At 32.7% G+C, this 24328-nt stretch carries 18 protein-coding genes and 1 tRNA gene; 1 reads left to right on the forward strand and 18 read right to left on the reverse strand.

Annotation, left to right across the window (positions count from 1 at the left end; translation table 11 throughout):
- Positions 1 to 86 precede the first annotated feature (86 nt).
- The 12 genes from QGM60_RS01275 to QGM60_RS01330 all read right to left on the reverse strand — a co-directional run bounded on the left by QGM60_RS01275 (position 87) and on the right by QGM60_RS01330 (position 16685).
- Positions 87 to 347, reverse strand: coding sequence for a hypothetical protein (locus QGM60_RS01275; protein ID WP_281138418.1), 261 nt, complete (start codon positions 345 to 347; stop codon positions 87 to 89).
- Positions 348 to 353: 6 nt separating this feature from the next.
- Positions 354 to 830: a hypothetical protein gene (locus tag QGM60_RS01280; protein WP_281138419.1), complete on the reverse strand. Its 477-nt coding sequence runs from the start codon at positions 828 to 830 to the stop codon at positions 354 to 356.
- Positions 830 to 4105 (reverse strand): hypothetical protein, encoded by a 3276-nt coding sequence (locus QGM60_RS01285; protein ID WP_281138420.1) that lies wholly within the window; start codon positions 4103 to 4105, stop codon positions 830 to 832. Before QGM60_RS01285 ends, QGM60_RS01280 begins: the two co-directional genes overlap by 1 nt.
- A gap of 7 nt (positions 4106 to 4112) precedes the next feature.
- Positions 4113 to 6353, reverse strand: coding sequence for a hypothetical protein (locus tag QGM60_RS01290; RefSeq protein WP_281138421.1), 2241 nt, complete (start codon positions 6351 to 6353; stop codon positions 4113 to 4115).
- A gap of 204 nt (positions 6354 to 6557) precedes the next feature.
- A complete protein-coding gene (locus tag QGM60_RS01295) occupies positions 6558 to 7229 on the reverse strand; it encodes a response regulator (RefSeq protein ID WP_281138422.1) in 672 nt (223 codons plus the stop codon).
- Between the two features lie 466 nt (positions 7230 to 7695).
- Positions 7696 to 7768, reverse strand: a tRNA-Met gene (locus QGM60_RS01300).
- A 119-nt stretch (positions 7769 to 7887) separates the two neighbouring features.
- Positions 7888 to 8730: a Two component regulator three Y domain protein gene (locus QGM60_RS01305; RefSeq protein WP_281138423.1), complete on the reverse strand. Its 843-nt coding sequence runs from the start codon at positions 8728 to 8730 to the stop codon at positions 7888 to 7890.
- Positions 8731 to 8871: 141 nt separating this feature from the next.
- Positions 8872 to 9054, reverse strand: a complete 183-nt coding sequence (locus QGM60_RS01310; protein ID WP_281138424.1) for a CPXCG motif-containing cysteine-rich protein — start codon at positions 9052 to 9054, stop codon at positions 8872 to 8874.
- 14 nt (positions 9055 to 9068) lie between these two features.
- Positions 9069 to 10385, reverse strand: coding sequence for a TolC family protein (locus QGM60_RS01315; protein ID WP_281138425.1), 1317 nt, complete (start codon positions 10383 to 10385; stop codon positions 9069 to 9071).
- Positions 10375 to 13572, reverse strand: a complete 3198-nt coding sequence (locus tag QGM60_RS01320) for an efflux RND transporter permease subunit (protein WP_281138426.1) — start codon at positions 13570 to 13572, stop codon at positions 10375 to 10377. Before QGM60_RS01320 ends, QGM60_RS01315 begins: the two co-directional genes overlap by 11 nt.
- Positions 13572 to 14711: an HlyD family efflux transporter periplasmic adaptor subunit gene (locus QGM60_RS01325; RefSeq protein ID WP_281138427.1), complete on the reverse strand. Its 1140-nt coding sequence runs from the start codon at positions 14709 to 14711 to the stop codon at positions 13572 to 13574. The genes QGM60_RS01320 and QGM60_RS01325 overlap by 1 nt, the downstream gene beginning before the upstream one ends.
- A 63-nt stretch (positions 14712 to 14774) precedes the next feature.
- Positions 14775 to 16685 (reverse strand): ABC-F family ATP-binding cassette domain-containing protein, encoded by a 1911-nt coding sequence (locus tag QGM60_RS01330; protein WP_281138428.1) that lies wholly within the window; start codon positions 16683 to 16685, stop codon positions 14775 to 14777.
- 108 nt (positions 16686 to 16793) lie between these two features.
- Between QGM60_RS01330 and QGM60_RS01335 the strand changes: the two genes are divergently transcribed.
- Complete coding sequence (locus QGM60_RS01335; RefSeq protein WP_281138429.1) at positions 16794 to 17183, forward strand: DUF983 domain-containing protein; 390 nt, start codon at positions 16794 to 16796, stop codon at positions 17181 to 17183.
- A 3-nt stretch (positions 17184 to 17186) separates the two neighbouring features.
- On the opposite strand, the gene QGM60_RS01340 is transcribed toward QGM60_RS01335, so the two are convergent.
- From QGM60_RS01340 to QGM60_RS01365, 6 genes are all read right to left on the reverse strand, one after another.
- On the reverse strand, positions 17187 to 18233 hold the full coding sequence (locus QGM60_RS01340) for an FAD-binding oxidoreductase (RefSeq protein WP_281138430.1): 1047 nt from the start codon (positions 18231 to 18233) through the stop codon (positions 17187 to 17189).
- Between the two features lie 109 nt (positions 18234 to 18342).
- A complete protein-coding gene (gene gldN / locus QGM60_RS01345; protein ID WP_281138431.1) occupies positions 18343 to 19254 on the reverse strand; it encodes a gliding motility protein GldN in 912 nt (303 codons plus the stop codon).
- Between the two features lie 50 nt (positions 19255 to 19304).
- Entirely contained in the window at positions 19305 to 20879 is a 1575-nt protein-coding gene (gldM, locus tag QGM60_RS01350) for a gliding motility protein GldM (RefSeq protein ID WP_281138432.1), read from the reverse strand.
- Between the two features lie 52 nt (positions 20880 to 20931).
- Complete coding sequence (gene gldL, locus QGM60_RS01355; protein ID WP_281138433.1) at positions 20932 to 21564, reverse strand: gliding motility protein GldL; 633 nt, start codon at positions 21562 to 21564, stop codon at positions 20932 to 20934.
- 85 nt (positions 21565 to 21649) lie between these two features.
- Entirely contained in the window at positions 21650 to 23002 is a 1353-nt protein-coding gene (gldK, locus tag QGM60_RS01360) for a gliding motility lipoprotein GldK (protein WP_281138434.1), read from the reverse strand.
- A gap of 159 nt (positions 23003 to 23161) precedes the next feature.
- Positions 23162 to 24328: a formimidoylglutamase gene (locus QGM60_RS01365; protein ID WP_281138435.1), complete on the reverse strand. Its 1167-nt coding sequence runs from the start codon at positions 24326 to 24328 to the stop codon at positions 23162 to 23164.

The following is a 24328-nucleotide window of genomic DNA, read 5'->3' on the forward strand; positions in this document are numbered from 1 at the left end:
GCTTACACCATTTTTTTTATTGTCATAAAGTAGTAACTCCTATGACCGTTAAAAGCTTTTTGTTGGTTTTCATTGTTCTAGTATATCTAATCATCTTCATGCTTAATCCTAATTTTTTCCCATTCTTCATCATGTACTTGTTGTTGCTCTGGTGTCATTAATTGATACTTGATCTCTCTAATCTCTATTTTAGCATTTCTAAACTCGGTAAGTCCCTCATTATTTACATGATAACCTCCTGAGAAATTTAAAGGGTTACTATAATAATTCCTATATTCTTCTTGGGCTGGTGCAGCAATAAAGCTTTCTAACTCCACTAGTCGTGCTCTTAATTCTTCCTCTGTCATTTTTTATTAAAACAAGTTATGTGTATGTCTAATCACATGCCATATTAACTGAGATAATGTTTGACCAAAAGTTTGAATAGAATCATCTCTTGTATCTATATGATGTACTATTGGATCATTGCCTTCATCTAGATAAACAAATCTAAAATTACCTACATATACAGAGTCAATTACATAGAAGGGTCTAGTGAAATTCAATCCCATATTAGGAATTTCATAATTTCTTACTGATTCTTGCATATAAGTCTGAGTAGGTTCAATAAAATCTGGGTCTACAGCATTATATTCCAGACAATAACAATTCTCACCAGCCAAATACAATAATTCTCTCAGTACTTTTGGGAAAGGAGTTCCATTATTATACGTCAATTCTAATTGTAAAATCTCTTCCATTGAACTTGGTGTGTTCTCAAAAGAAATTTCCCCATATGCATCTCGCCCTGCTGGATACTCAATCAATTTTTTTAAATATTGTATTTCCATTATTCATTTATTATTGTATTAACATCACTATTTTTAAATGCTCGTGGATGTGCTCTAGAAATTATTGATAAATCAACATTCTGTGTTTCTGCATATTTTTTTAATGCAATAATGTATTTTCTACAATTTGCACAAGTATACAATACTGATTCTATTTCCATAACAACTCTATTACCACTGCCAATATGATTAATTAAATAATTATAGATATACTTCACCTCAGTATCATCAAACCTGGCAATACCTTTAGAAATATCCATAGATGCTCGATTAAATACATCAAAGTATAACTCTTCATTTAATGGTTCAACGAACTTGTTTCGTATATCTGGTGGAAAATTATCCAAAATAGGATCTACTTTAGCCTTATCTCCAGAAATAAATAGTTCTATAATCTCATCAATCAAGACATCATCTTGATAACGTTTTGTGATAACACGTAATCTATTAGACTTGAAAAATAAATTCTTCAATTCAGGATTACTCACAACATATTGCGAAAATTCATTTCTAAACGACGTCAATTCCGTTTTACTCATCGGAACAAAATCATCTATTACATTTAAGAAGCTAGGTTCAACATCACTCCATTTAATAGAATTTTTCATAGCAATAAAACCTAATACATCAAACTCATTTGCTGCAAATGTGGTTCTTAAAATGTCTTTTATTTCATCTAACTTTAATACATCTCCGGAGGTAGCTACAGGAAATATTCCCTGCATTCCCAACTCAATACCATAAGGGTTATTATTGAAATTATTAAAAATAGCATCTTCAGCATCGGCAAATTCATCAATAAAAGCTATTCTCTCTGTTTGAGAAAAATTTCTAGACAATATGGTTTTAGATACATCTTCGTTATAATAGCGAATAAATCCATCGGTTCTATTTTGATTTGTAATTACTCCTACTAATTTTGTATCTTGATATTCAACGTTTTTAAGGGCAACCCAATTATTAAAGGCCTCAGGTGAATTACTAATTTTATTCCAAGAGTCTATATTTTTAAGATCATTAAAATCATCATAAAAAGACAGTTTTTTAAGCTCAGACAGTGCATCAAATCTATTTACTAAATTAGCTAAACTATGGTTGCTTTCTAAAAACGTCAGATAACTACGCATTTGAGTAATAAAGATATCTGAATTACCAATGGTTCTGATTATGTTGTCTAATTCTGGATCTATATTATAAACTACACCATCCACATCCATATCATTCACAAGCTTTCTAGCTTTTTTAATAGCTAAAGATCTAGCACCTATTGAGCTAACACCACTTGTTAAAGCTAATAAACCAAAAAACATTCTTAGGTCTTTATATTTTTCGTATTCAGGTGTACCAATAGTTGTCGTACTTGCTAAGTAATTAAATGTAGATGAAATTGTACCTGTTGAAAATGATAACGCCTCTAAAGCCACTTCTGCACCTCGCCACAACTTAACTGCATTGCCTGTACCAGATATGCCTCGCCCTAGCTTTGTTGCATACCTTAGGTGCCTTATTTGTGCAAGAGAGCTTGCTCCACCAGAAATAGCAAAGAAAAGTACCTCTAAACTTAATTCTGCTGCAAGTACAATTGTAGCATCAAGTTCTTTCAGCTTTTCATATTCTTGTTCGTAAAAAAAAGCTAATGCAGGTACAGTCTCAAAAGATAGAATTCGGTTGCCATCATCTTCATACTGGATGAATTTTATAGGTTGATAAACGTGGTATTTTAGTTTATTATTAGTGTCCCCAAAAAAGGGCGGTAGAAATTCTATACCATCAAAAACAGCATCTCCATATACAGGTGTATAGCCTCTATCCTGATGAATGGTAATTATCTCGTTTACAAAATCTTCATCTTTACCGGATTTATAGTGTTGACGAAAATTGAATGTTAAAGGTCCTAGATTTACTAATTGATCTTCGTCATCATACCAAGTACCAAAACTACCCATTTCTATAACAGGCTCTCCTAAATGTTCTATATCTTTATTTTTTATGTACCAATATGGGTTTTCATCATCAATAAAATACCTTAACCCTTCATTATTAAAATAACTAGTGGTATCTATGTTTTGGTCATTATCACTAGATTGACTGTGATCATAAAAACTGTATTTAGATTTTTTCCATAACCCAATTATTAATTCGACAAATTTCTTTCTATTATCGTTCCCAAAGATTGTGAATCTTTGATCGTCAATTGCTTTATAAAGTGCTTTCAGTCTAATAGGATTATGTAAATTTTCTCCTAATGCAAAATCAGTATTGCTTGGTCTTTCTAATAGATCTTCTAAAAAATCGCTTGCTTCGCTATCGTTTATTGTCCTAAGGAGTTTAAGCACCATTGGCTCTCGTAATGGTCCATTAAAATCTGTAATATATCTTTCATGGATATTTTCCGTTAAAAATTTATCAAGAACACTTATCTTATCTTGGTAAGGAATGGTAACTAATACTTTCTCGTCAAGCATAAAAACCAACCAATATAATTTGCTGACATTATCTTCATTTTGAAAGCGTTCTCTTTTATCATCATACCATTTGTTAAAAGCTTTTAAATAATCTCTATATTCTATAAGCTGTTGGTTGGTGTAATAATAATAACCTAAATCTGCTTCTTGATCCCAAAGTGACATTTCTTCATCATATAAGTTAATCATTCCTATATTTTGCAGTGCCTGTGTCACATCTGGCTCAAACTTTGTCAATAACTCAACTATATCTTCCACTACCGCCATATCCCAAAGTAAATCACCAGAAAAGTTTCCAATTCGATTTTTAGCCATATTATATATTTGCCTAGCTTCATCAGTAAGATGCAAACAATCTTCTAATCCAGTACTAATTACTTCAACACCTTCAGGTGGTGCTAACTCTGGCGAGAATGCAGTTGTGCTATAAATTTTTCCAGTAAAAGACCAACTTTTTACCTCTTTACACAATTTATGGGTACCATCACCTTCTGTGATTCGCTTTCTTATTTGAACATTTATAGTATCACCTAGTACTGCTTGATACTGCGAGAGATTACTTTCGGACAAATAATGTTCACTCAACTTTTTTGTTCGCTCCTCACCAGCTTCGATATTTTTATATTCATTATATTTATCTTTCCGAATAAAATGTGTGAATTCTCCTGTACCTTTACCACTATACAAACTTGTATAATATATATTGTTTAATTCAAAACCTATTACCCAACCCTTTGAGTAATAACGTACATCGCCAAATGCACTACGTTTATATGCCTTTCCATTTGCTAGAATTATTGTTTGTGCCATAATACCTCTATAGGTTTTGAGTTAAATCAGTGTCAATCAATGGTAAGAGGTAATCATCTTCATAAGTGCTAAAGCGATCTGGTACTGCACTTGCATAATTTTTGGAAGCATAAACAAGTCCTTTTATGTGATACACTTTGACTTCTTCTTGTGGTTTATAAACTTTCAATAGACCAGTACTCTCTTCTGCGACAATAAATAAATTGTAAAGCTTATATTCATAACCTTCTGGTGCTATGAAATACTCTTCTGTAGTATGGTTGTTATCCTTAAAAAATAACTTCGCATTGACTAAATTATTTTGAGATATTAGAACTTTTAACTGGGTAAACTCCTCTGCGGTAATTCCTAATATTTTCTTATTTGGTAAAAGACTATCCTGAATTTCTAATTCCAATCCTGTAATTATTTCATTATTAATAGTTAGAAATCTTTTCTTTAAATAATGAGGTTCTTTAGGCAGATAAAAAGCTTCCTGTTCTATTCCATAGTTATAAAATCCGCTTTTAGTATTGTCTATATTTTTTATTGCTTTTTCCTGAAACATAGGTGCTCTACTAGCAATGTTATTCATCAAAGTCTCATAAGTAATCCGTTGCAAATTTGAATCCTCAGTTATCTGTATCTTATCCTCAATTTTCTGGTATTTAATAACCCCAATATCTTTACCTCCTAAAGCATTGGAGAAATTTATAATTTGCAAAGTTTCATTCACTATTGTTGGTAATTGCTCTTCGTTAAACTCAAAAACACTCTTAGAATCTATAAGCCCAAATACATCATCTATATCTTTTAATACATAGTGTTGGTCTGGGTTTATAGCCTCTGCAGTCAATAGTTGTTTGCCTTCATAAACCAATTGTGTAAACGAAACAATTGTATTACCATCTATTGCTGGTGATGTTAAGATCACAGATTGCGTGTAGTTAAGATCTATGGTTATGTTTTCGTCTTCTGATGGCTGCTGTAATAAATTGGAATTTCTTACAAAATTTTCTTCGTGTGGGGAGTCTAACTCACCCAATTGAACAAACAAAGCAGTGTCCTCATGATTGTCAGTAATTAATTGAAATGCAAAACTATTGCTTTCGTTAGACGGGTCTTGTACATCGCTTGCAATATGTACTGGCCAACCATTAGTGCCAAAAGTGGTTTCTGTTAAGTTATCCGCAGATGCACCTAATTGAAAATTATTGTTAGTATCTGGATGCAAGTAGTTATCGTAAAAATTGTAACTACGCTGTCTATTACTTTGTATGTATAAATAGAAATTGTTTTTGGTAGCAAAATTTACTAGCCTTGAAGCAATATCTGTTTTAGTTGATAAAATTGTTGCTCCATCATCTACGTGTAACTTACCTACACCATTGGCATGCAAACCATAAAATGCCGCTATGTCTATAAACTTAGTAGCATTTTCTTTAAGGCACTTTATTTCATAAGCCCCTGAATCTGTAGAACCATCTATTCCAGAAGCATCCAGTTCGTAAGCTGCCGATCTTGCATAGACCAAATCTAGCTTAAAAGGGTTTGTATCTCCTTCTATAATATAGTCCCCATCGTTAAGGACAATGTCTATACCTATCTCACCAGAAAAAGCACCTAATTGTGTTCCTCTAGGTATCATTGGCAATTCATAATTGTTAGGGTCTTCTTCTTGAGCTTCCTCATCTAAAAAAGAAGCCACTTTGTAAAAGTATTCGTCAATTAACTTATTGTTATCAATAGTTCCTGTAGGGTAACCAATGAGTTTCGCCATAAACTCTGGCCGATCTTCAGGGTCTTCATCTCCATAAAACCTATTGAACTGCTTCCATATTTCTTGTACAAACCCTGAACCTGTGTCTTCAGTACCTGCAATGATATCGTCATTGTTGTTATTCTGAGTAAAAAACTGTACTTTCTCTAAGCCTCTATATATAATATATTTTACACTTAGTCCTTTAATTGGTTGCCTGTAGGGTCTTAAAATAAGGTTTACTTTATTAGCATCACCTTCCTGAGGTAGTAAGCATACCAAGCCCATGCATAAAGTGTAGATATTAGTATTGGGAGACAAGGTAACCAATGCTGTAGTCCTAAACTTTGTATCGTCAACTACCCCAAAAGCCTGACTTGCCGATTGTGAATAATTAGAGCCATGAACAAAAAAATATGATTCTGGATTTAGCTTAGCCACAACATTTGTCCCGTCTTGGGAAGTAGTTAAGTCTTGCATCTGTTCGCTTGTTTGAGGTATTTCTGACATTATAAAAAGGCTGTTTGAATATTTCTATTTTAAATTATTTTTGACAATGTATCATGGATTTTTTTGGGTGCTTTTATATGTTCTAATTCTTTGATTGGGAAATTTTAATAAAAAATACTTTACATAAAATAACTAAGAATTTGTAAGAAATGTTGTTATATTCATGAGGCAAAAAACATACAATTATTACGCTTTTTTAACCAATCAAATGAAACCTCTTTGTTTTGCGGCAAGAACCAGATCTCTATCGCTATTGTTTTTTATGTTAAAGTGGGATTTCAGAAGGCGCTTTCTCTTTTCAATTGCAGCTCTAGAAAGTGGAATTACTTTTGTGAGTTCTTTCATACTTGCCGCGTTAGAGACTTCTTTTAAAATATGAATATCTAAATCATCAAGAACCAACGAAGCAGACACTTTACTTCTTAAAAAGTTTAGAATGGTTTTACTATAATACGTACCTCCATTTATTAGCTTTTTTAGTGCCAAAACAATGTCGCTTGAGTCTATGTCACTTTTTATTAAAAAGGCTTCAGGGTTCAAAGTCTTCATAATATTATGTAACCTTAAATTATCCGCAAGGCTAGTGCATACTATTATTTTTACTGAAGGAAATTTGTTTCTTATTTCTAGTCCTAAGTCTTCACCAGATGTAAATTGTTCATTCTTTGTTGATGGTAAACTGATATCTAAGAAAACCAAGTCTAACTCGGATTTTAAAGTCTTAATCTTATTGTAGCCTGATTGACAATCTTTTGCCTGACTTACATTAAAGTCTGTTTCTTCTAAGCTAAATTCAAGTTGTTTGATTGATGATCTATAACAGTCTATTATAATTTGGTGATCATCAATTATAAGAACGTTATAAGTTTTTTTCATTGTATTATTAAGTTTTAACCTACTGTTTCCGAAAAACCAAAATCGACTTAATCATTTGTATTTTAATTAACTAACTATTATAAAAGTGCTTTTATTACCTAAAACACAATTAAACATTTGTTAATTTTTAAATAATTGAAATGATTTCGATTTGTAAGTTAATACTTATAGATATGCAATAATATACGTGACTTTACGTATTTTTTGGAAAATATAATTCTAACTTTTTACCATTAAAAGACTGATAATTTGATATTTACAATAATACAGACTGTATTTTGGAATTTTGGATATAGAGTAACAAACTTCTAGTAACAATTAAACTTGAGCTTTGTTTAAAAAATTAAAATCTAAGACTGATGTATACTCTTACATTGAAATGAATAAAATCCATTTTTGTTGTACATATGTTGTACAGAGAAATCAAAAAAGGCTTCACAGAAATGTGAAGCCTTTTATTTACTAGTAGCGGGAACTGGACTCGAACCAGTGACCTTCGGGTTATGAGCCCGACGAGCTACCTACTGCTCTATCCCGCGATATCGGACTGCAAATATACAATGCTTTTTAGATTTGACAAGTTTTAATCAAAAAAAAACACTCAAATAATTTTTGAGTGCTTTTAATATTAAATTATGGCTAAGAAATAATTCTAAATTTAATCGTCGTCTTCCTCTTCATCTAAAGTTGCTAACTCCCCTTCGGTATTTGCTTTGTCTAGTTCAAAATCTACAATTTTAGGAAACTTCCCCTTTAATGCAGCAAAATTCCCCTGAAGTTGGTTATTGTTTAATAATAGAGTTCTTAGATTACTTAGTTGTGCTAATTCTCCTGGAATATTTCCAAAGAATGCGTTATTAGATAATACTAGTTCCTCTAACTGACCAAGTTCACCTAGTGAAGCTGGTATAGCGCCTAATAAGCTATTATCAAATACACTTAAAACTTTTAGAGATTTTAGGTTTGCTAAACTTTCTGGCAATCTTCCTATAAGGTTATTACTGCTAAGAATTAAGCTCTCTAATTTTGTAAGATTTCCAACTGAAGCTGGTATTTCACCAGTAAAATTATTGTTGAATAATTCTAAAGACTTCAAATTGGTTAACGATCCTATATCTGATGGAATTTTTCCTGTTAAATTGTTTGAAAACAATTTTACCTCAACAAGACTAGTCATACTAGTCAATGTTTTTGGTAATTCTCCTTCCAATTTATTAAATGATAGATCTAAAACTTTAAGACTTGATAATTTAGAAATAGACTCTGGTAATGTTCCTTCTAGTTTATTGAAGCTAAGATTAAGCTCTACAACACTTGAATCTTCAATTTTTACTCCAGACCATGTTGAAACTGGTTTTTCTAAATTCCACGTTCTATTCCACGATTTACCATTTGTAGAATTGTATAAGTCTATAAGAGCTGCTTTCTGATCCGTTGAAATCTCAGCAAAAGAGAGCAACGAAACGAAGCAGAAAAGTAGGGTTAGTTTAAGCATTTTCATTCAAGTAGGTTTTGGTTAGGGTACACACTATGCTTGCTTTAAGTAAACGAATATATAAGCAAATTCTATAAACTGCAACTTTTTTCGATGAACTGCACAGGGTGTTTTTTCAAATAATTGATTATCAGTTAATTAAAAAACTTACTGTTCAATGTTTTTTGCTTCAAAATTTATAATTTCCTGATTTTCAACCACTATAGACACTTGAATAGGGTTACAGCAAATCTCACAATCTTCTATATAATTTTGATGATTTTGGGAGGTATCTACAAGCATAGATATTTGCTCCCAACAATAAGGACATTGAAAAAAATACTCTTCCATAAATTTTACCTCTTTTAAAACTGAACATTAAGAAGTTCACCACTTATCTGTAGTATTTGTAACTCTGATAACTTTGCTTCAAACTTAGCGCTATTTCTACTTAATTCTGCATTTAATAAGTTAAGTTGAGCTTGCCTAAACTCTATGGAATTAACTTGACCTATTTTAAATTTTTCCTCTGTACGTTCAAAATTATTCTGAGCCGTTAGAATATTTTTTTCTTGAATATTATAAATTTCAAGTTTATTCATATAATCATCCCAAGCATTATTAAAATCTCTTTCAATACTCAATAGCAAATTTTCTTTTTCGAGCTGCTGAGTTTCTAAATTAATTCTAGCATTTTTCACCCTTGTTATGGTAGCTCCACCATCAAACAAATTCCAGCTTAGGTTAACGCCACCTGATAGACCTGTATTTGTAGATACGGCAACGAAAGAAGCCGCATTATTGTTGTTTTTATTCCAACCATAAGAACCTGTTAAACCCACTGTTGGTAGGTAAGCAGATTTACCTGAATTAATATCTAACTTACTAATGGCTATATTTTTTTCGGTCTGAAGTAAAGCTACGTTTCTAGATTTAGCTTTTTCAAACAGACTATCTTTCTGAAACTGTAACGTAAAATCAACCTCAGTTTCAACCTGAAAATCCTCTGTAAAAGTTTCACCTAAAACAAGCTTAAGATCACGTTTTGCATTCTTTAATTCTTGTCGAGTATTAATGATATTAATACTGTCGTTATTAATATCTACTTCGGCATTCAGTACTTCTAATTTAGTATTTTGACCATATTCAAACTGGTATCCTGCTCTAACCAATCTATCTTTTGTAACATTCAATGTTTGTTTTAAAGCATCTAGATTATCCGTGAGTTGAGCTGCATTGTAGTATACCGAAAACAGTTGTAAAATGGTATTCTCAATGGTTTCTCTTGCCTGAAGTTCTGTTAATTGATACTCTTCTTTGAGTCGCTTGTAATTGTAACGTCTTCCTAAACCATCAAATAAAACATAGTTCACATTAACCGAAGCATTGTAACGTGAACTTTCAGCACCATTAAGGATTGTGGTTTCACCGTTAGAAAATTCAGCTTCGGTATTATCTAAATTATAGGTAGCTCCTGCACTTCCTGAAACAGTAGGCAAAAATCCTGCATTAAGAATACTAGTATTATTATCTGCTACCTCTACAGATTTCTTAGCTATTTTAACACCATAATTATTATCAAGAGCAGTGGCAACAGCTTCTTCTTTGGTCAATACATTCTGTGCTGTAAGACCACTACAAATCCAAGCAAACACAACAGTCAGGTAATATTTAGTCTTCATGTAGTTCATTCTGTTCTTTTATTGCGCGTTCTACTTCTTCTTTTGTGACATCTTTACCTGTAGCCAACCACTTGGTGTTCTTTTTTATGTTATTACTAAAAGATAAGAACAATGGTAATACCAGTAGAGTTAAAACTGTAGCGTAAGCAATACCGAAAGAAATTGAGATTGCCATAGGTTTTAAAAACTGAGCTTGCCGACTTTTCTCCAATAGTAATGGTGCTAAACCTGCAATTGTAGTAAGTGATGTTAAAAATATAGCTCTAAAACGGGATTTACCTGCTTCGGATAAAGCATCATCAAAAGGCATACCTTCTTTAAGGTTATTATTGAACTTCCCTATTAACACCAAACCATCATTTACCATAATACCTATCAAAGCAATAATACCTAGAAGTGATAATATATTTACCTGAAAATCTAACAACCAATGTCCCCAAGCTACAGCCGTTAAGCTAAATGGAATAAGTAAAATAAGTAGCAGTGGTTGCGAATAACTTCTGAATGTGAAAGCTATAGTAACATAAATCAACAATAAAATTATTGGACCTGCAACCGCCAATGAACTGGTTAATTTTCCTGCTTCTCTATTCTGACCTTCGTAAGACGCACTTATCGTAGGATATTTTGATTGAAGATTAGGAATGAATTCCGTTCTTATTTCATCAATGATATCTGTAGCACTAGTAGCAGGATTTTTTAAATCTGCATAAACCTGAATTTCTCGTTTTGCATCAAGGTGATTAATGGCTACATCTCCACGTTCTATGCTATAAGTTGCTATATCTTTTAAGGTAACACGCTCACCAGAAGGGGTAACAATTCGCATTTCATCTAAATCGTTAATAGAGCTTCTATTGTTTCTATCGTATCTAACCCAAACCTTTATTTCATCTTGTCCTCTTTGAAAACGCTGTGCTTGTGAGCCAAAGAAACCTGAACGAATCTGAGACATTACTGTTCTTAAGTCTAAACCGAGCAAGTAAGCACTTTCTTTGAGCTGTAATTTAATCTCTTTTATTCCTGCAGGATCATTATCACCTATATCTTTTAGCAAAGGATTGGATTGCAGATACTTTTTTAATTCTTGCTTCGCAGCTTTTAATTCATCTATATTATTACTTAACAAAGAAACTGAAACAGGATTACCTCCAAAATTACCTCCAGAACCGTAGATTAGTCGTTCTGTTCCTATAACCGGACCAACTAATTCCTCTAATCGATTAGTGATTAAAAAGGATTGAATTTCGTCAGGTCTTTCCTCTCCTGGCAACAGGTTGATTCTAAGATTAGCTGTAGAACTACTACTAATATCAACAATTGTGTTTTCAAAAAGCTGTTTTCCTGTTCCTTTAAGATACTTTTCTGTTAGCTCTTCATTGACGATAAAAGACTTTTCTTCTATCATTGAAATAATAGAATCTGTAATCTTCACATTAGTTCCTGCAGGCATTACCAATTCTATGCTTGCCGCGTCACTTGCGATTCTAGGAAATATTGTAACACCTATTATGCCTCCACCTAATGATCCAAAAGTCAATACTAACAAGGCTAAAAATATACCTAGCGCAAGTAATTTAAAACTCAACACAAAATTTAAAACAGGCTCATAAAACTTATCTCTCATAAAAGACATAATTTTATCACCCATTTTATTTAAACCTCTCATAAAAGAGAAAAACTGTTTTGTTTTAGATGAATTGTCACTTGGTTTTTGTTTACGTAAAGCTTTAGAATGGGCTAAATGGGCAGGTAAAATTATAAGTGCTTCAACTAAAGAAACTACCAAAGTTAAAATTACAATGACCGAAACTTCACTAAAAAACTCACCTATTCTACTATCCAAGAAAAAGAATAATGAAAAGGCCAACAAGGTTGTAATAATTGCAGAAACTACAGGCGGAATTACCTCCATAGTTCCATCTATAGCTGCTTGAACTGGTTTTTTTCCTTTTTCGTAATGCTGGTAAATATTTTCAGCGATGACAATACCATCATCTACTAAAATACCAATTACGATAATCATCCCAAAAAGCGACAAAACATTTATAGTAACATCAAACTGAGATGCAAACATAAACATCCCTAAAAATGAAATTGGCAGACCAAAAGCAACCCAAAGTGCTAAACGTGTATTTAGGAAAATAGAAAGAAAAAACAGTACTAGTAAAACACCTTGCCATGCATTTGTAAAAAGTAACCAAGTACGCTGAATTAAAGGTATAGATCTATCACTAACCACATCTATTTGTACATTATTATACTTTTGATTGTATTCTTCAATGTAGGTGTTCACCTTATCCGCTGAAGAAATTAAATCTTCATTATTTGTACTTGTTATAGCAATATTTACAGCTAATTCCTGATTGAAATATGTAGCATTTGGTGTTTCAGAAAAACGGTCTCTTATAATTGCAACATCCTTTAATCGAATTACTTTCCCATCAGATGAAGCTCTAACCACAATATTAGAAAGCTCTTTCCCATAATATTCCCTATTATTAGCTCTAATTAAATATTCCTCAGCAACAGTCTTTACATTTCCACCTGTAACTAATATATTAGAACTACTAACAGCTTCAGCTACTTCAGAAAACGTAAGGTTATAAGCTAATAAATCTGTTTCATTAACAGCAATCTCAATCTCTTCTTCAGGAAAACCAGAAATTTCAATTTGAGAAATTCCATCTATAGCTCGTAAGTCGGATTCAACCTGACGCGCAATTTGTTTTAAGGTTACTAGAGGAATATCTTTTCCACTAATCGCAAAAGAAATGGTTTCTCTTACAGCCTCTTGTTTAGACACAACTAAAGGTTCCATTCCTGTTGGAAAAGAAGGCACTCTATCCACAGCATTTTTTACTTCAAGAAGCATAAAATCTAAACTCTCACCTTTTTCAATTTCTACAGTTATAGTTCCACTGTTTTCTCTTGATGTAGATGTTACTCGGTCTATGCCTTTTAAACCTTTTAAGTTATCTTCAATCTGAAGTACGATACCTTCTTCAATTTCTTGAGGAGACGCTCCTGGATAAGTTATGGCTACATTTATTATTCGTGATTCTGTAAGTGGAAAAAACGATGATTTCAAAGAAAGGTAACCGATAATACCAAAGACAAAAAATGCTAGGATAAAAACATTTACCGCAACATGATACCGAATAAAATATTCAATTATCCTTCTCATTATTGTATCGAATCTTTAGATTTCTCAACTAGATCTGCAGCCTTTACCTGCATGCCTGCATAAGCACCTGGTACAGGTTTTCTTAAAATAATTGTACCATCTGGCACTTCTCTTAAAACTACTTTCTCACTAGAAAAATGTACTGGTTTCACCGGAATAACATCCAACAAGCTATCTCTAACCACATAAATTTCTTGGCTATCTAACAGAAGATTTCGATCAATTTCAATGGCATTTTCAACCTTTTCAGCATTTAATTCTGCTTCGAGATACATCCCTTCTTTTAGGTCTGGACTTTCAACTTGGATAAAAACAGTAATGGTTTGTGTTGTTGCATCTATGCTGCCATTAATTCTAGAGACTGTTCCGTAGTAAGTTTTAGTTTTTTCCAAATTGGTAAGTTTTACGGACTCTCCTTCTTTTAATACTTCTGTAAAAGATTTGCTTATGGCAACTTCCATTTCATAAACCGAAGGATTAATGAACTCACCCAACTTTTGTCCATTTCTAACCAATGTTCCTTCTGTAACTAAAGCTTCGGTTAAAATTCCTGAGAAAGGTGCAGTAATTCTATATTTAGCTAAACGTTGTTCAAGATTTCTAACACTGTAGTAGGAACTTATAATTCCTCTTCCTGTAATAAAATAATTTTCTTTTTCATTGGAAATTTCTGGAAGTGTTGGTGTTGTTTTATTTAAATCAAAACCATTTAAATAGGTTTGCCATTTTGGAAAAACATCAGGAAAATCTAATCTTAAATCTGGCATTATTGCAGCAATACTGTTATACAGGTTACTTTTTGCAGATTGTACACTAGCATAATATTCTGATGCATCAATACGAATTAAAACTTCTCCTCTATTGTATTTTTGACCAGGTTTAAAAAGTTTAGATCCTGTTTTAAATATACCCTGAACTTCCGAATACAATTCCACACGTTCTTTAGCTGTGAGATTACCATTTGCAGAAACTACAATGGGTACAGAACCATTCTTCACAGTATCAATCAACACTGTTTTTATAACCTTTGGAACAACAGGTTTTGGTTTGTTTTTATTATCTATAAGATATTTGGCGAAGATGAATGCACCTACAATAAGGGCAATACCTAGGGCAGAGAGAATAACTTTTCTTAGCATGTTTATGATAGTCAGTAAACTGCAAAGTTATCTTTATCAATAAGCGAAATCGTTAAAAAATTCTTAATTATTGATAGTGTCCAATTCTTCTTGTACACTTTCCCAATCATTCATTAAAGATTCTAAAGATTTCTTCTTGGCTTGGTAATCATCAAAAAACTTTGGATCTGAGGCTGTTTTATCATAATCAGTTTCTAATTTAGTATCATCTGCTTTGATATCTTTTTCTAACTGATTTATCTTAGCTTCAATATTGCTCAACTTATTATTTAAGGATTTAATTTTCTTTTGATCTTCGTAACTCTGTTTATTACTCTCTTTTGGTTGTTCTGTAACTACCGTTCGTTTTTCAGCTTCTCTTAAATTTTCAATATTACGCTGTTCTAGGTAGAAATCAATATCACCTAAATACTCTTTAATATTTTGGTCTTTGAATTCATAAATACTATCCGTTAAACCTTGAAGAAAATCCCTGTCGTGCGATACCAAAACTAGCGTACCTTCAAACTTTTTTAAAGCCTCTTTAAGAACATTTTTTGATTTAATATCTAGGTGATTCGTAGGCTCATCCATTATTAGAACATTCAATGGTTGAAGCAAAAGCTTAGCCAAAGCTAAACGATTTCGTTCACCACCTGAAAGTACCTTCACATATTTTTCAACCTCCTCACCTCTAAACAAAAATGAACCTAATATATCTCTAACTTTACTTCGGTTGGTTTCGTTTGCAGCATCTATCATGGTATCTAATACTGTTTTGTTACCATCTAAGTATTCTGCTTGGTTTTGAGCAAAATACCCAATCTGAACATTGTGTCCTAAAGTTACTTTACCTTCATGCTTTAATTCACCAACAATAATTTTAGCTAAAGTGGATTTTCCTTGTCCATTCTGGCCAACAAATGCCGTTTTAACATCTCTAGGAACTGTTAAATTTACATGGTTTAAAACCTGAAGATTTCCATAATTCTTTGATACGTTTTCAACCTCTACAACAACTTTTCCTGGTGTGATGGAAACTGGAAAGTTTAAAGTCATAACGCTATTATCATCTTCATCGACTTCAATCCTATCAATTTTATCCAGTTTTTTAATAAGCGATTGTGCCATCGTTGCTTTCGATGCTTTAGCTCTAAATTTTTCAATCAGTTTTTCGGTTTGCTGAATCTGCTTCTCTTGATTTTTTTGAGCTGCTAACTGTTGTTCCTTTATTTCTTTTCTAAGTTCTAAAAACTTTGAATAAGGTTTGCTGTAATCATAGATACGACCTAAGGAAATTTCGATTGTTCGGTTGGTAACATTATCTAAAAACATCTTATCGTGAGACACAATAACTACGGCACCAGGATAAGTTTTAAGGAAATTTTCTAACCAAATAATAGATTCTATATCTAAGTGGTTTGTTGGCTCATCTAACAGCAATAAATCGTTATTTTGAAGTAATAGCTTAGCGAGTTCTATTCGCATACGCCAACCACCAGAAAATGTATCAGTAAGCTTGTTAAAGTCTTCACGCTTAAAACCAAGACCTTGAAGAATCTTTTCTGTATCACCTTGATAATTATAGCCGCCTAAAATCTCATATTGATGCTGTATTTCATTGAGATCTACCATTAATTGATGATAAGATTCGCTTTCGTAATCGGTTCTTTCGGCCAATTGCGTGTTGATCTCTTCTAGTTTAGCCTCGCAATCTTTTATTTCTTTAAAGGCTTCATACGACTCATCTAAAACTGTTTTACCAAAATCAAAGTCTATATCTTGTTTTAAGAATCCTATTTTTAGATTTTTATCAGCAGCTATTTGTCCTGTATCAGAATCTTGCTCTTTTGCCAATATTCGCAACATGGTAGATTTTCCGGCTCCATTCTTACCAATTAGACCTACACGATCACCAGGACCTAATTTAAATGTAATGTCTTCGAATAAGTACTCTCCTTGAAATGAAATTGATAAGTTATGAATATTTAGCATACTATTTCTGAATAATTCAACTGTAAAATGTCACAATTGTTACAATGCCAGAACTACAAATATTTATCTTTGCATTGTATTAAAAACGCAAAAGTAAAGGTTTTAGTTATGATTAGAAAAGGAATGAAATTATATAGCATACTTTTTGGAGCTTGCCCAAAATGTCACCACGAGTCTATGTATGTTAATAAAAACCCTTACGCACTTTCTGAAACATTAAAGATGAATGATGTGTGCTCTCATTGTAAAACCAAATACCAAATAGAGCCGTCATTCTTTTATGGTTCAATGTATGTAAGCTATGCTGTGGGTATTGCTTTCGCAGTTGCAGCTTTTATTATTAGCCATGAATTTATTGGGTTTGGCTTAATGAATTCCTTTATAGCTATTGTGGTGACTTTGATAGTGTTTATGCCAATTATAATGCGCCTTTCTCGTAATATTTGGATCAATTTATTTATGAGTTACGATAAAGAACTTGCTGAAAAAAGCAAATAAAGATTAGGATTTGAAACGATTAACATCAATTTCTTGATCCAAAGCTTCTCCTTTTTCTATAAAATTAAATAGTTTTTCTGCTACATAAGGCGCTATCATAACTCCACGCGTACCTAAACCATTTAAAAGATATAGGTTTGAATACTTCTCATGCTGACCAACCAAAGGTCTTCTATCCTTTACTGTAGGCCTAATTCCTGCAACATGGTTCACAATTTCAAAATCACAATTGATGAAGGTTTTCAGTTTAGAAATCAACTCTTGCTTTCCTTCTTCGGTTGGTTCATTGGTTTTATCTGTCCAATTATAGGTCGCACCAACGTTATAGAGATCATCTCCTATCGGAAGTATAAAAACTGAAGACTTAATTGCATAGTCTATATTTAAATCTGGCGCTTTTATAGTGAGAACCTCTCCCTTTGTTCCATTAAGTGGCACATCATTAAAAAAAGGATTTTTCTTTACACCAAAACCTTCTGTAAATACAATTTGCTTAGAAGAAATAGTATTGTATTGTAACGTTTTATCAAAAATTTGAAGACCATCATATCTAAATGTTTCTTCCTTGAAGCTATCTATTGTATTCAAAAAAGATTTGTATTCTGATATTAATGTATTTGTATCTAAACGACCTGCGTGCATTACTTCTCCAAAACCATAAGGAGCATTTACAAAGGCATTAGTGTTTTTTAAGAGCTGAGTAGCGAGGTAAGGTTCTAAATTGGGTTTATCAGAAGCATTGAACCAATTGTTTTGTTCTTCTATTGAATTGAAAAGCCTTAAGATTTTAAGCTTATAATCTATTTTTATATTTAAATCTTTTTCAATTTTGGCATATACCTCTGAAGCCAAACTTAATTGTTCGTTAGCTTTCCAAACTTCAGAAAATCGTTTAAGAATAACAGGATTATATAATCCTGCTGCCACTAAAGATGATTGTTGGGAACTATCATCAAATACTACAAAAGATTTCTTTTTAGCTCTTAATTGTTCACAAAAAGCAATACTAGCTAAACCACAACCTACAATAATATAATCTACGTCCTTCATTATAATGCGAAAATATTAAAAAGATTTCTGCTGTTGCATAAATGATGGCTATAAAAAAACGCCCACTATAAAGTGAGCGTTTTTATTTAAATTTTGTAAGAGTTAATAATTAGTAACTCCACATATCTTGTTCAAAGTTTCTGATTTTTTCTTTGATTCTATCAGATTCTAAGAGTTGCATTAAAGCATTTTCAGCAACATATTCTTTTATCTCTCTATCACCATAAACGTTTTCTTCTTTGTAGATTAATCCACTAAAACGTCTACTGTTAAGTATATGATCAAAAGATAATGGAACAGCACTGTTTTTATTATTGAATGCTTTAGCATCATGTAAAATATCTCTTATCTCTGGATAGAAAATCCAAAACATTGGAATTGGTTCTTTCATAGAATCATCTTCAGAATCGATAAAGTTAACGTCTGGTGCCGCAGGAGCGATACCTAAAATACGATACTTTAATTCTCCTTGACGCTTATCGAAATACCATAACCCCTTAATTAAATAAGAACTGATATCAGCAGGGACAATTTCACGGCGAATTACATACTCTTCAGGAACTAAAGAGGTATCTGTAACACCTTCTTGGTTCATCCACTCAATACCGTAATCAGTGATCTCTTCACGTCTAAGAGAAGGTGCTAAATCTTCTAAAGTACGCTCAGTAGTGAAATACGAATCGGCATAAACTTTTGGAATGTTTCCATTATTAACATTTTCTAATAAAACCATATAAAGCGACTTTCTATCATCACCTAAGTTATCTTCTACAGGAAAATATAAAGGAAAGTTTGCACGTTCATCTAAAACCACCTTTTCCCAAGTCATTTTAGAAAATAAGATATCTCTATCTCCTACATAACCGTATTCTAAAGGTTTATCATTATCTAGAAGTAACTGTGCTTCAGTCTTCATACCAATTTCTTCTGGTATTTTAGCGTTAAGGATATTAGCTTGAGCAAACATAGTATTTGCAGCAAACAATCCTAATCCAATACATAAAAAGCTTTTTAATTTCATCTTATCTAATTATTAATTTGGGATTTCTTTTTTTTTGTAGCGTATCTAATTTAGTTAGTTACTTCTACGGTTACAGGTGAAACACCTTTTAATCTATAAGAGGCATTACCTGTGATTTGAGCTTTGATATCGAAAATAGCAATAACATCTCCAGTTCGTGCTCTGCCAATAGCAGACTTAGCTTGACTATTCATTTTTGTTCCAGTAACTTGAACTGTAGGTTGTCCAGGTACTTTAATCTTAAATGATGTTACGTTAATCGGTAAATCAAAGACAAAATCTTCTAATACTGCACCAACTGTACCTATTTCAACATTACGTTTAGGTAATTTTACAATACCATCTTGTCCTGCTATTGTACCTGTTGGCTTAGGAATATCTTTAATTCTGAATGTTTGCTGATCACTAGCCTTTGAACCATCGTCTAAAGTAGCTGTTACATTAATAGTAACCTCTCTACCTGAACCAGGGTTCATCACATATTTACCAATACCAGAAGCTTTTGATAAACCAGCACCTGACGCATTTACTTTGTTATCTGGAACACCAGCAAAAGAAATTGTCATAGGGTTAGCAACACCACGATAAACTACATTCATTTTATCTGCAGAAATTGTTGCAGAGTTTGGTCTTGGTACAACTACATAGTTCGCTACAATTGGAATAGGTAATTCTTTACCATTTTCAATAAAAGTAAACTCTCCTTTAATATCATGTTCACCAACATTACCAACGTTAAAATCTAAAGTTGCAGCTCCGGTAGAATCGATAGCTTTTGACAAATCTACTTCTTCTCCTTGTACTACTAATTTAGTAGGTGGTACATTGGCATACTTTCCAATAACTACACGTCCTTGAAACTTTTCACCTGCGAAAAACGCAGATTTATCAGCTAATACAATTGCTTTATAATTATTAAGAGTTGTAGCTTCTGCTAATGTATTTCCTAAGAATAAGTTATACAAATTAGCTTCTGTAACTCTAACATCATTTTGTAAAGCTGTTAATTTAGTATAAGATGCAATTGCAGGATAACCTTGGAAATTATAATTTAACCAATCGATTTTCTTTCCATCCTTATTAACTTCTTTCTCTGTACTAAATGTTTTTTCAAAAGTTTCACTTTCTCCTCTATAAGCCTCATCTTTAGCTAAGACCGCTTTCACAGAAGATTTATACTCATTAACTTGAGCCATAAATTCTTCACCTTTCTTAGTTAAACGATCACCTGTAAACCAAGCTTCATCCAAGATATCTGTTTTATCCATTGCTTCGAATGGTAATTTACCAGTTTCAGGATCTACTTCATATTTACCAGCTTTAATTAAATCAGCTTTAACTGTTTCTAAGTACTTATAAAATTTATCTGAAGCTATTTGCACTTGTTGTGCTCTTGCTGCTGGTATTTTAAATTCCTCAGGTTTCTCTTCACCTTTAGTTTTTAAATCCGTCAACATTGCTTCGTTTCTATTTCCTGTAGCCTCATTTGCATCAGCAAATTTTGACTCCATTAATCCAAATGCAGATAGTACCTCTTTAGACATATTCATCGCCATCATAGCAATAAACACTAAGTACATTAGATTAATCATTTTCTGTCTTGCGGATAATTTTCCTCCTGCCATGTTCTAATTAGTTTTTTTAATTATGAATTAATTTATATCTATAAAAACCTAATTAGTTTTTGTTCATTGCAGATAGCATACCTCCATAAACACCATTTAATGATGATAGGTTAGATGCTAAAGACGCCATTTGCTCTTTTAACTTTTGTGCATTTTCTACAGCTTCCTCGTTGATAGCAGCTTGACGATTTGCACTTTCCATTTGTACTTTGTAAAGACTATTTAAAGACTCCATTTGAGCAGCAGCTAAAGACATTTCTTCGCTATATTTCTTTTGAGCAGCCATAGAATCTACAGTTGGTGAAATACCTTTTGCAGCACCTTCGAAATTCTTGATACTATCTCCTAGGCTAGCCATAAGAGCACCATCAATTTTAGCTTCTTTCAATAAGTTATCTAATTTTTTAGATAATAAACCTTCTGCATCTTTAGGCTCTTCTTTCTTAGCCTTTTTTCCTGTAGATTGTCCACCTGCTAATTCTGGATAAACAAGAGACCAATCTAAGTCATCACCTTGCTTTTCGAATGCAGATATTGTAAATACAAGAGCTTCAACAATCATACCTATCGTTAAGATAAGAGATCCATAAGGCCAGTGTTGGATTTTAAATAACGCTCCAACGATTACGATTGCAGCTCCAAGTCCATAGACCATATTCATTGTTGATAATTTCTTTTGTGCCATGATTTTTTAAGTTTTAGTGTTTTAAAGAGTTAAGTTGTTAATTAACTCAATGTAAGGATTAATATTTAGTTTAAGTTAAGTTTAATTAGTTTGTTGCTGCGTTTTTAGTTACTTCAGTTCCCATGTAATCTTGAACTGTTCTAAATCCAATGTAACTTCTAGCTGAATCCGCATACTCGTAATCTCTAGAACTTACTTGTAAGAAATAGGCAACATCTTTCCAAGAACCACCTCTAACAACTTTACGAGCATTGTCTTGATCGTTTACATTAGGATTGATTGTTGAAGAATATTCATAAGATGCAGGATCGTAAGAACCATTTACCCATTCTGACACATTACCTGCCATATTATATAGGTTAAAATCATTAGGATCGTAAGCATCTGCTTCTACTGTATAAAGTGCTTGGTCAGCAGCATAATCACCACGTAAAGGTTTAAAGTTTGCCATGAAACAACCTCTATCATTTTTAGTATAAGGTCCACCCCAAGGATACGTTGCACCTTGAAGACCTCCACGAGCAGCATACTCCCACTCTGCTTCAGATGGTAATCTATATGAGTTTATAGGTTGTTTACCTTTACTTTTCTGATATGCATTATGGTATAATGTTCGCCACTGACAGAAAGCTCTTGCTTGTTTCCAAGATACACCTACTACAGGATAGTTTCCGTAAGCATCATGCCAAAAGTAATCATTGTGCATTGGCTCATTATAAGAGTAAGCAAAGTCTCTAATCCAAGCTGTAGTATCAGGATACACCTCAACTTCTTGTTGTACAACAACCTCAGAACGCTTTAAACCTCTGTTTCTTGCAGCTTTTTGGATATCCATATAAGTATATTGGAATTTGAATTGCTTTACATCCCAAGTTCTTTGACCATTATAAGACTCTTCTAATGGTAAGTACATGCCATCCATAACTTCAGCATATAATTCATCTGGATAATCGGCTGTATCAAAAATAAGATCTACATCACGATTAATTTTTCTTTGCTCGTTACCATAAGTATTAAGCATGTAACTTTCGTAGGCATTAAGTTCATCTGGGTCTGAATCTTGGTAAGCAAACTCACCAATATCTCCATTACCAGGAGTTTTACCTTCTAAATCAGCCATCTCAGCTAATTTCAATCTTAGAATAGAGTCACGAACCCATTCTACAAACTGACGATACTCGCTATTTGTAATTTCGGTTTCATCCATGTAAAATGCACGAACTGTTGCGGTTTTAGTTGGCGCATCTTGTACACCAGCTAGGTCATCATCAGATTTTCCCATAATAAAAGCTCCGCCAGGTACCAAGGTCATCCCATAGGGCTTTTCTGGATGCCATGATTTTCCTCTAACTCCTACTAATTGTCCACGGTCTCCAGAATTACAACTGGACACCAAAACTAGTACTGCGGCAAGTAAAATAAACTTATTAATATTCATAGTAACTCGAGGTTAAATTAGTCATTTTTAATTTTGAGGTCGTAAACATATTTATATATTTTCGAATAAACAACTTTTTTTCAAATTTTTTTGCATTTAAACCTAAAAATATGCATTTCGTCGATGAAAAAAATGTTAAATATCGATAAAAAGCCTCTTTTAAAAGCTATTCTTCCTGAATGCCTTATACCAGCGCTCTGGTATCTCACCCTGTGTTGCGAGCACATAATCGGAATGCATACACGGTAATAACGTGTGCTTTTTTAATTTATTATTAACATCTGGTAAAAAAGGAATCTCTATCCACCATCTACCTGTTTTTAAACTTTTATAGAAGATAAGTTCATCATCTTCTACCAATACATTATATTTTTGATAATAATTTTCGTTTGTAAAATCATCATCTTTTACTCTACAGTTAACACCTTCGATAAAATACCATATCATCTGAGATATAAGCATTGAAGTAGAGTTGTCTTTTTGAGAATTTAAATATTCATAGATACCAAAAGAAGACACCTTATTACTTATTCCTGCATAGCGACTTATGGCACAAATTTCTTTCCCTGTGAATCCATTAGGTGAATATTTTTGATTCTCACTAACTTCGGCTGATCTAATTGACTTTAAATCTACTGATACAATGTGAGCATCTCTCATTAAAGGTTCAACCTTATTAATATCACCTGATATCTCTCCAAGTCGGTGAGCTTCGAAATATAATTTCTCAATAAGGTCTAACTCTTCTTGTGAATTGAAATAGGTTTGATAACCTATTGTGGCATAGTTAAAAAGGTTATATGGTTGTTCCACTATAATCTTTCCTACATAACTATTATTCTTTATTGGTAAGTTGGCGTCACCGAGATCAAAATTAGTATCTACACTTACAATATTTACCATTGGCAAAATATTATCGTAAGCCCTATAATTAGCATAAGTTAAATCTTGGCTTCCACCTAATACAATCGGAATGATATTTTTTTCAACAAGAACCGTAATGGCTGTTCTTATGGCGTAATAGGTGTCTTCAACTGTTTCACCTGGCTCTATATCACCTAAATCGGCTATAGTTGTATGCCAATTACCAGGAAACAGGGTATATAAAGTAACTCTGATAGAATCGAAATTGACGTCTGCACCAATATAATTGACATCATTTCTATTTTCTTTAACTCCGATGATAGCTATCTGCACATCATCTAAATCTGGAATACCGTTTTGACGAGAATGAATCTTGATTTTTTTTCCCAGCGCTTGTTGCGCTATTAGTTCGTTATGAGCTAAAACCGCATCTGATACAGGCGTTAGAAAGCTAAAATTCAT

The organism is Winogradskyella sp. SYSU M77433 (assembly GCF_029911945.1).
Taxonomy (GTDB): Bacteria; Bacteroidota; Bacteroidia; order Flavobacteriales; family Flavobacteriaceae; genus Winogradskyella.

Excerpts from the sequence above, each read along its gene's own strand:
- QGM60_RS01320 (WP_281138426.1), bottom strand. The coding sequence starts at position 13,572 with ATGAGAAGGATAATTGAATATTTTATTCGGTATCATGTTGCGGTAAAT.
- QGM60_RS01280 (WP_281138419.1), bottom strand. The coding sequence starts at position 830 with ATGGAAATACAATATTTAAAAAAATTGATTGAGTATCCAGCAGGGCGA.
- QGM60_RS01290 (WP_281138421.1), bottom strand. The coding sequence starts at position 6,353 with ATGTCAGAAATACCTCAAACAAGCGAACAGATGCAAGACTTAACTACT.
- QGM60_RS01335 (WP_281138429.1), top strand. The coding sequence starts at position 16,794 with ATGATTAGAAAAGGAATGAAATTATATAGCATACTTTTTGGAGCTTGC.
- QGM60_RS01365 (WP_281138435.1), bottom strand. The coding sequence starts at position 24,328 with ATGAATTTTAGCTTTCTAACGCCTGTATCAGATGCGGTTTTAGCTCAT.
- QGM60_RS01305 (WP_281138423.1), bottom strand. The coding sequence starts at position 8,730 with ATGAAAATGCTTAAACTAACCCTACTTTTCTGCTTCGTTTCGTTGCTC.
- gldL (WP_281138433.1), bottom strand. The coding sequence starts at position 21,564 with ATGGCACAAAAGAAATTATCAACAATGAATATGGTCTATGGACTTGGA.
- QGM60_RS01325 (WP_281138427.1), bottom strand. The coding sequence starts at position 14,711 with ATGCTAAGAAAAGTTATTCTCTCTGCCCTAGGTATTGCCCTTATTGTA.
- QGM60_RS01315 (WP_281138425.1), bottom strand. The coding sequence starts at position 10,385 with ATGAAGACTAAATATTACCTGACTGTTGTGTTTGCTTGGATTTGTAGT.
- gldM (WP_281138432.1), bottom strand. The coding sequence starts at position 20,879 with ATGGCAGGAGGAAAATTATCCGCAAGACAGAAAATGATTAATCTAATG.
- QGM60_RS01330 (WP_281138428.1), bottom strand. The coding sequence starts at position 16,685 with ATGCTAAATATTCATAACTTATCAATTTCATTTCAAGGAGAGTACTTA.
- QGM60_RS01295 (WP_281138422.1), bottom strand. The coding sequence starts at position 7,229 with ATGAAAAAAACTTATAACGTTCTTATAATTGATGATCACCAAATTATA.
- QGM60_RS01310 (WP_281138424.1), bottom strand. The coding sequence starts at position 9,054 with ATGGAAGAGTATTTTTTTCAATGTCCTTATTGTTGGGAGCAAATATCT.
- gldK (WP_281138434.1), bottom strand. The coding sequence starts at position 23,002 with ATGAATATTAATAAGTTTATTTTACTTGCCGCAGTACTAGTTTTGGTG.
- QGM60_RS01275 (WP_281138418.1), bottom strand. The coding sequence starts at position 347 with ATGACAGAGGAAGAATTAAGAGCACGACTAGTGGAGTTAGAAAGCTTT.
- QGM60_RS01285 (WP_281138420.1), bottom strand. The coding sequence starts at position 4,105 with ATGGCACAAACAATAATTCTAGCAAATGGAAAGGCATATAAACGTAGT.
- QGM60_RS01340 (WP_281138430.1), bottom strand. The coding sequence starts at position 18,233 with ATGAAGGACGTAGATTATATTATTGTAGGTTGTGGTTTAGCTAGTATT.
- gldN (WP_281138431.1), bottom strand. The coding sequence starts at position 19,254 with ATGAAATTAAAAAGCTTTTTATGTATTGGATTAGGATTGTTTGCTGCA.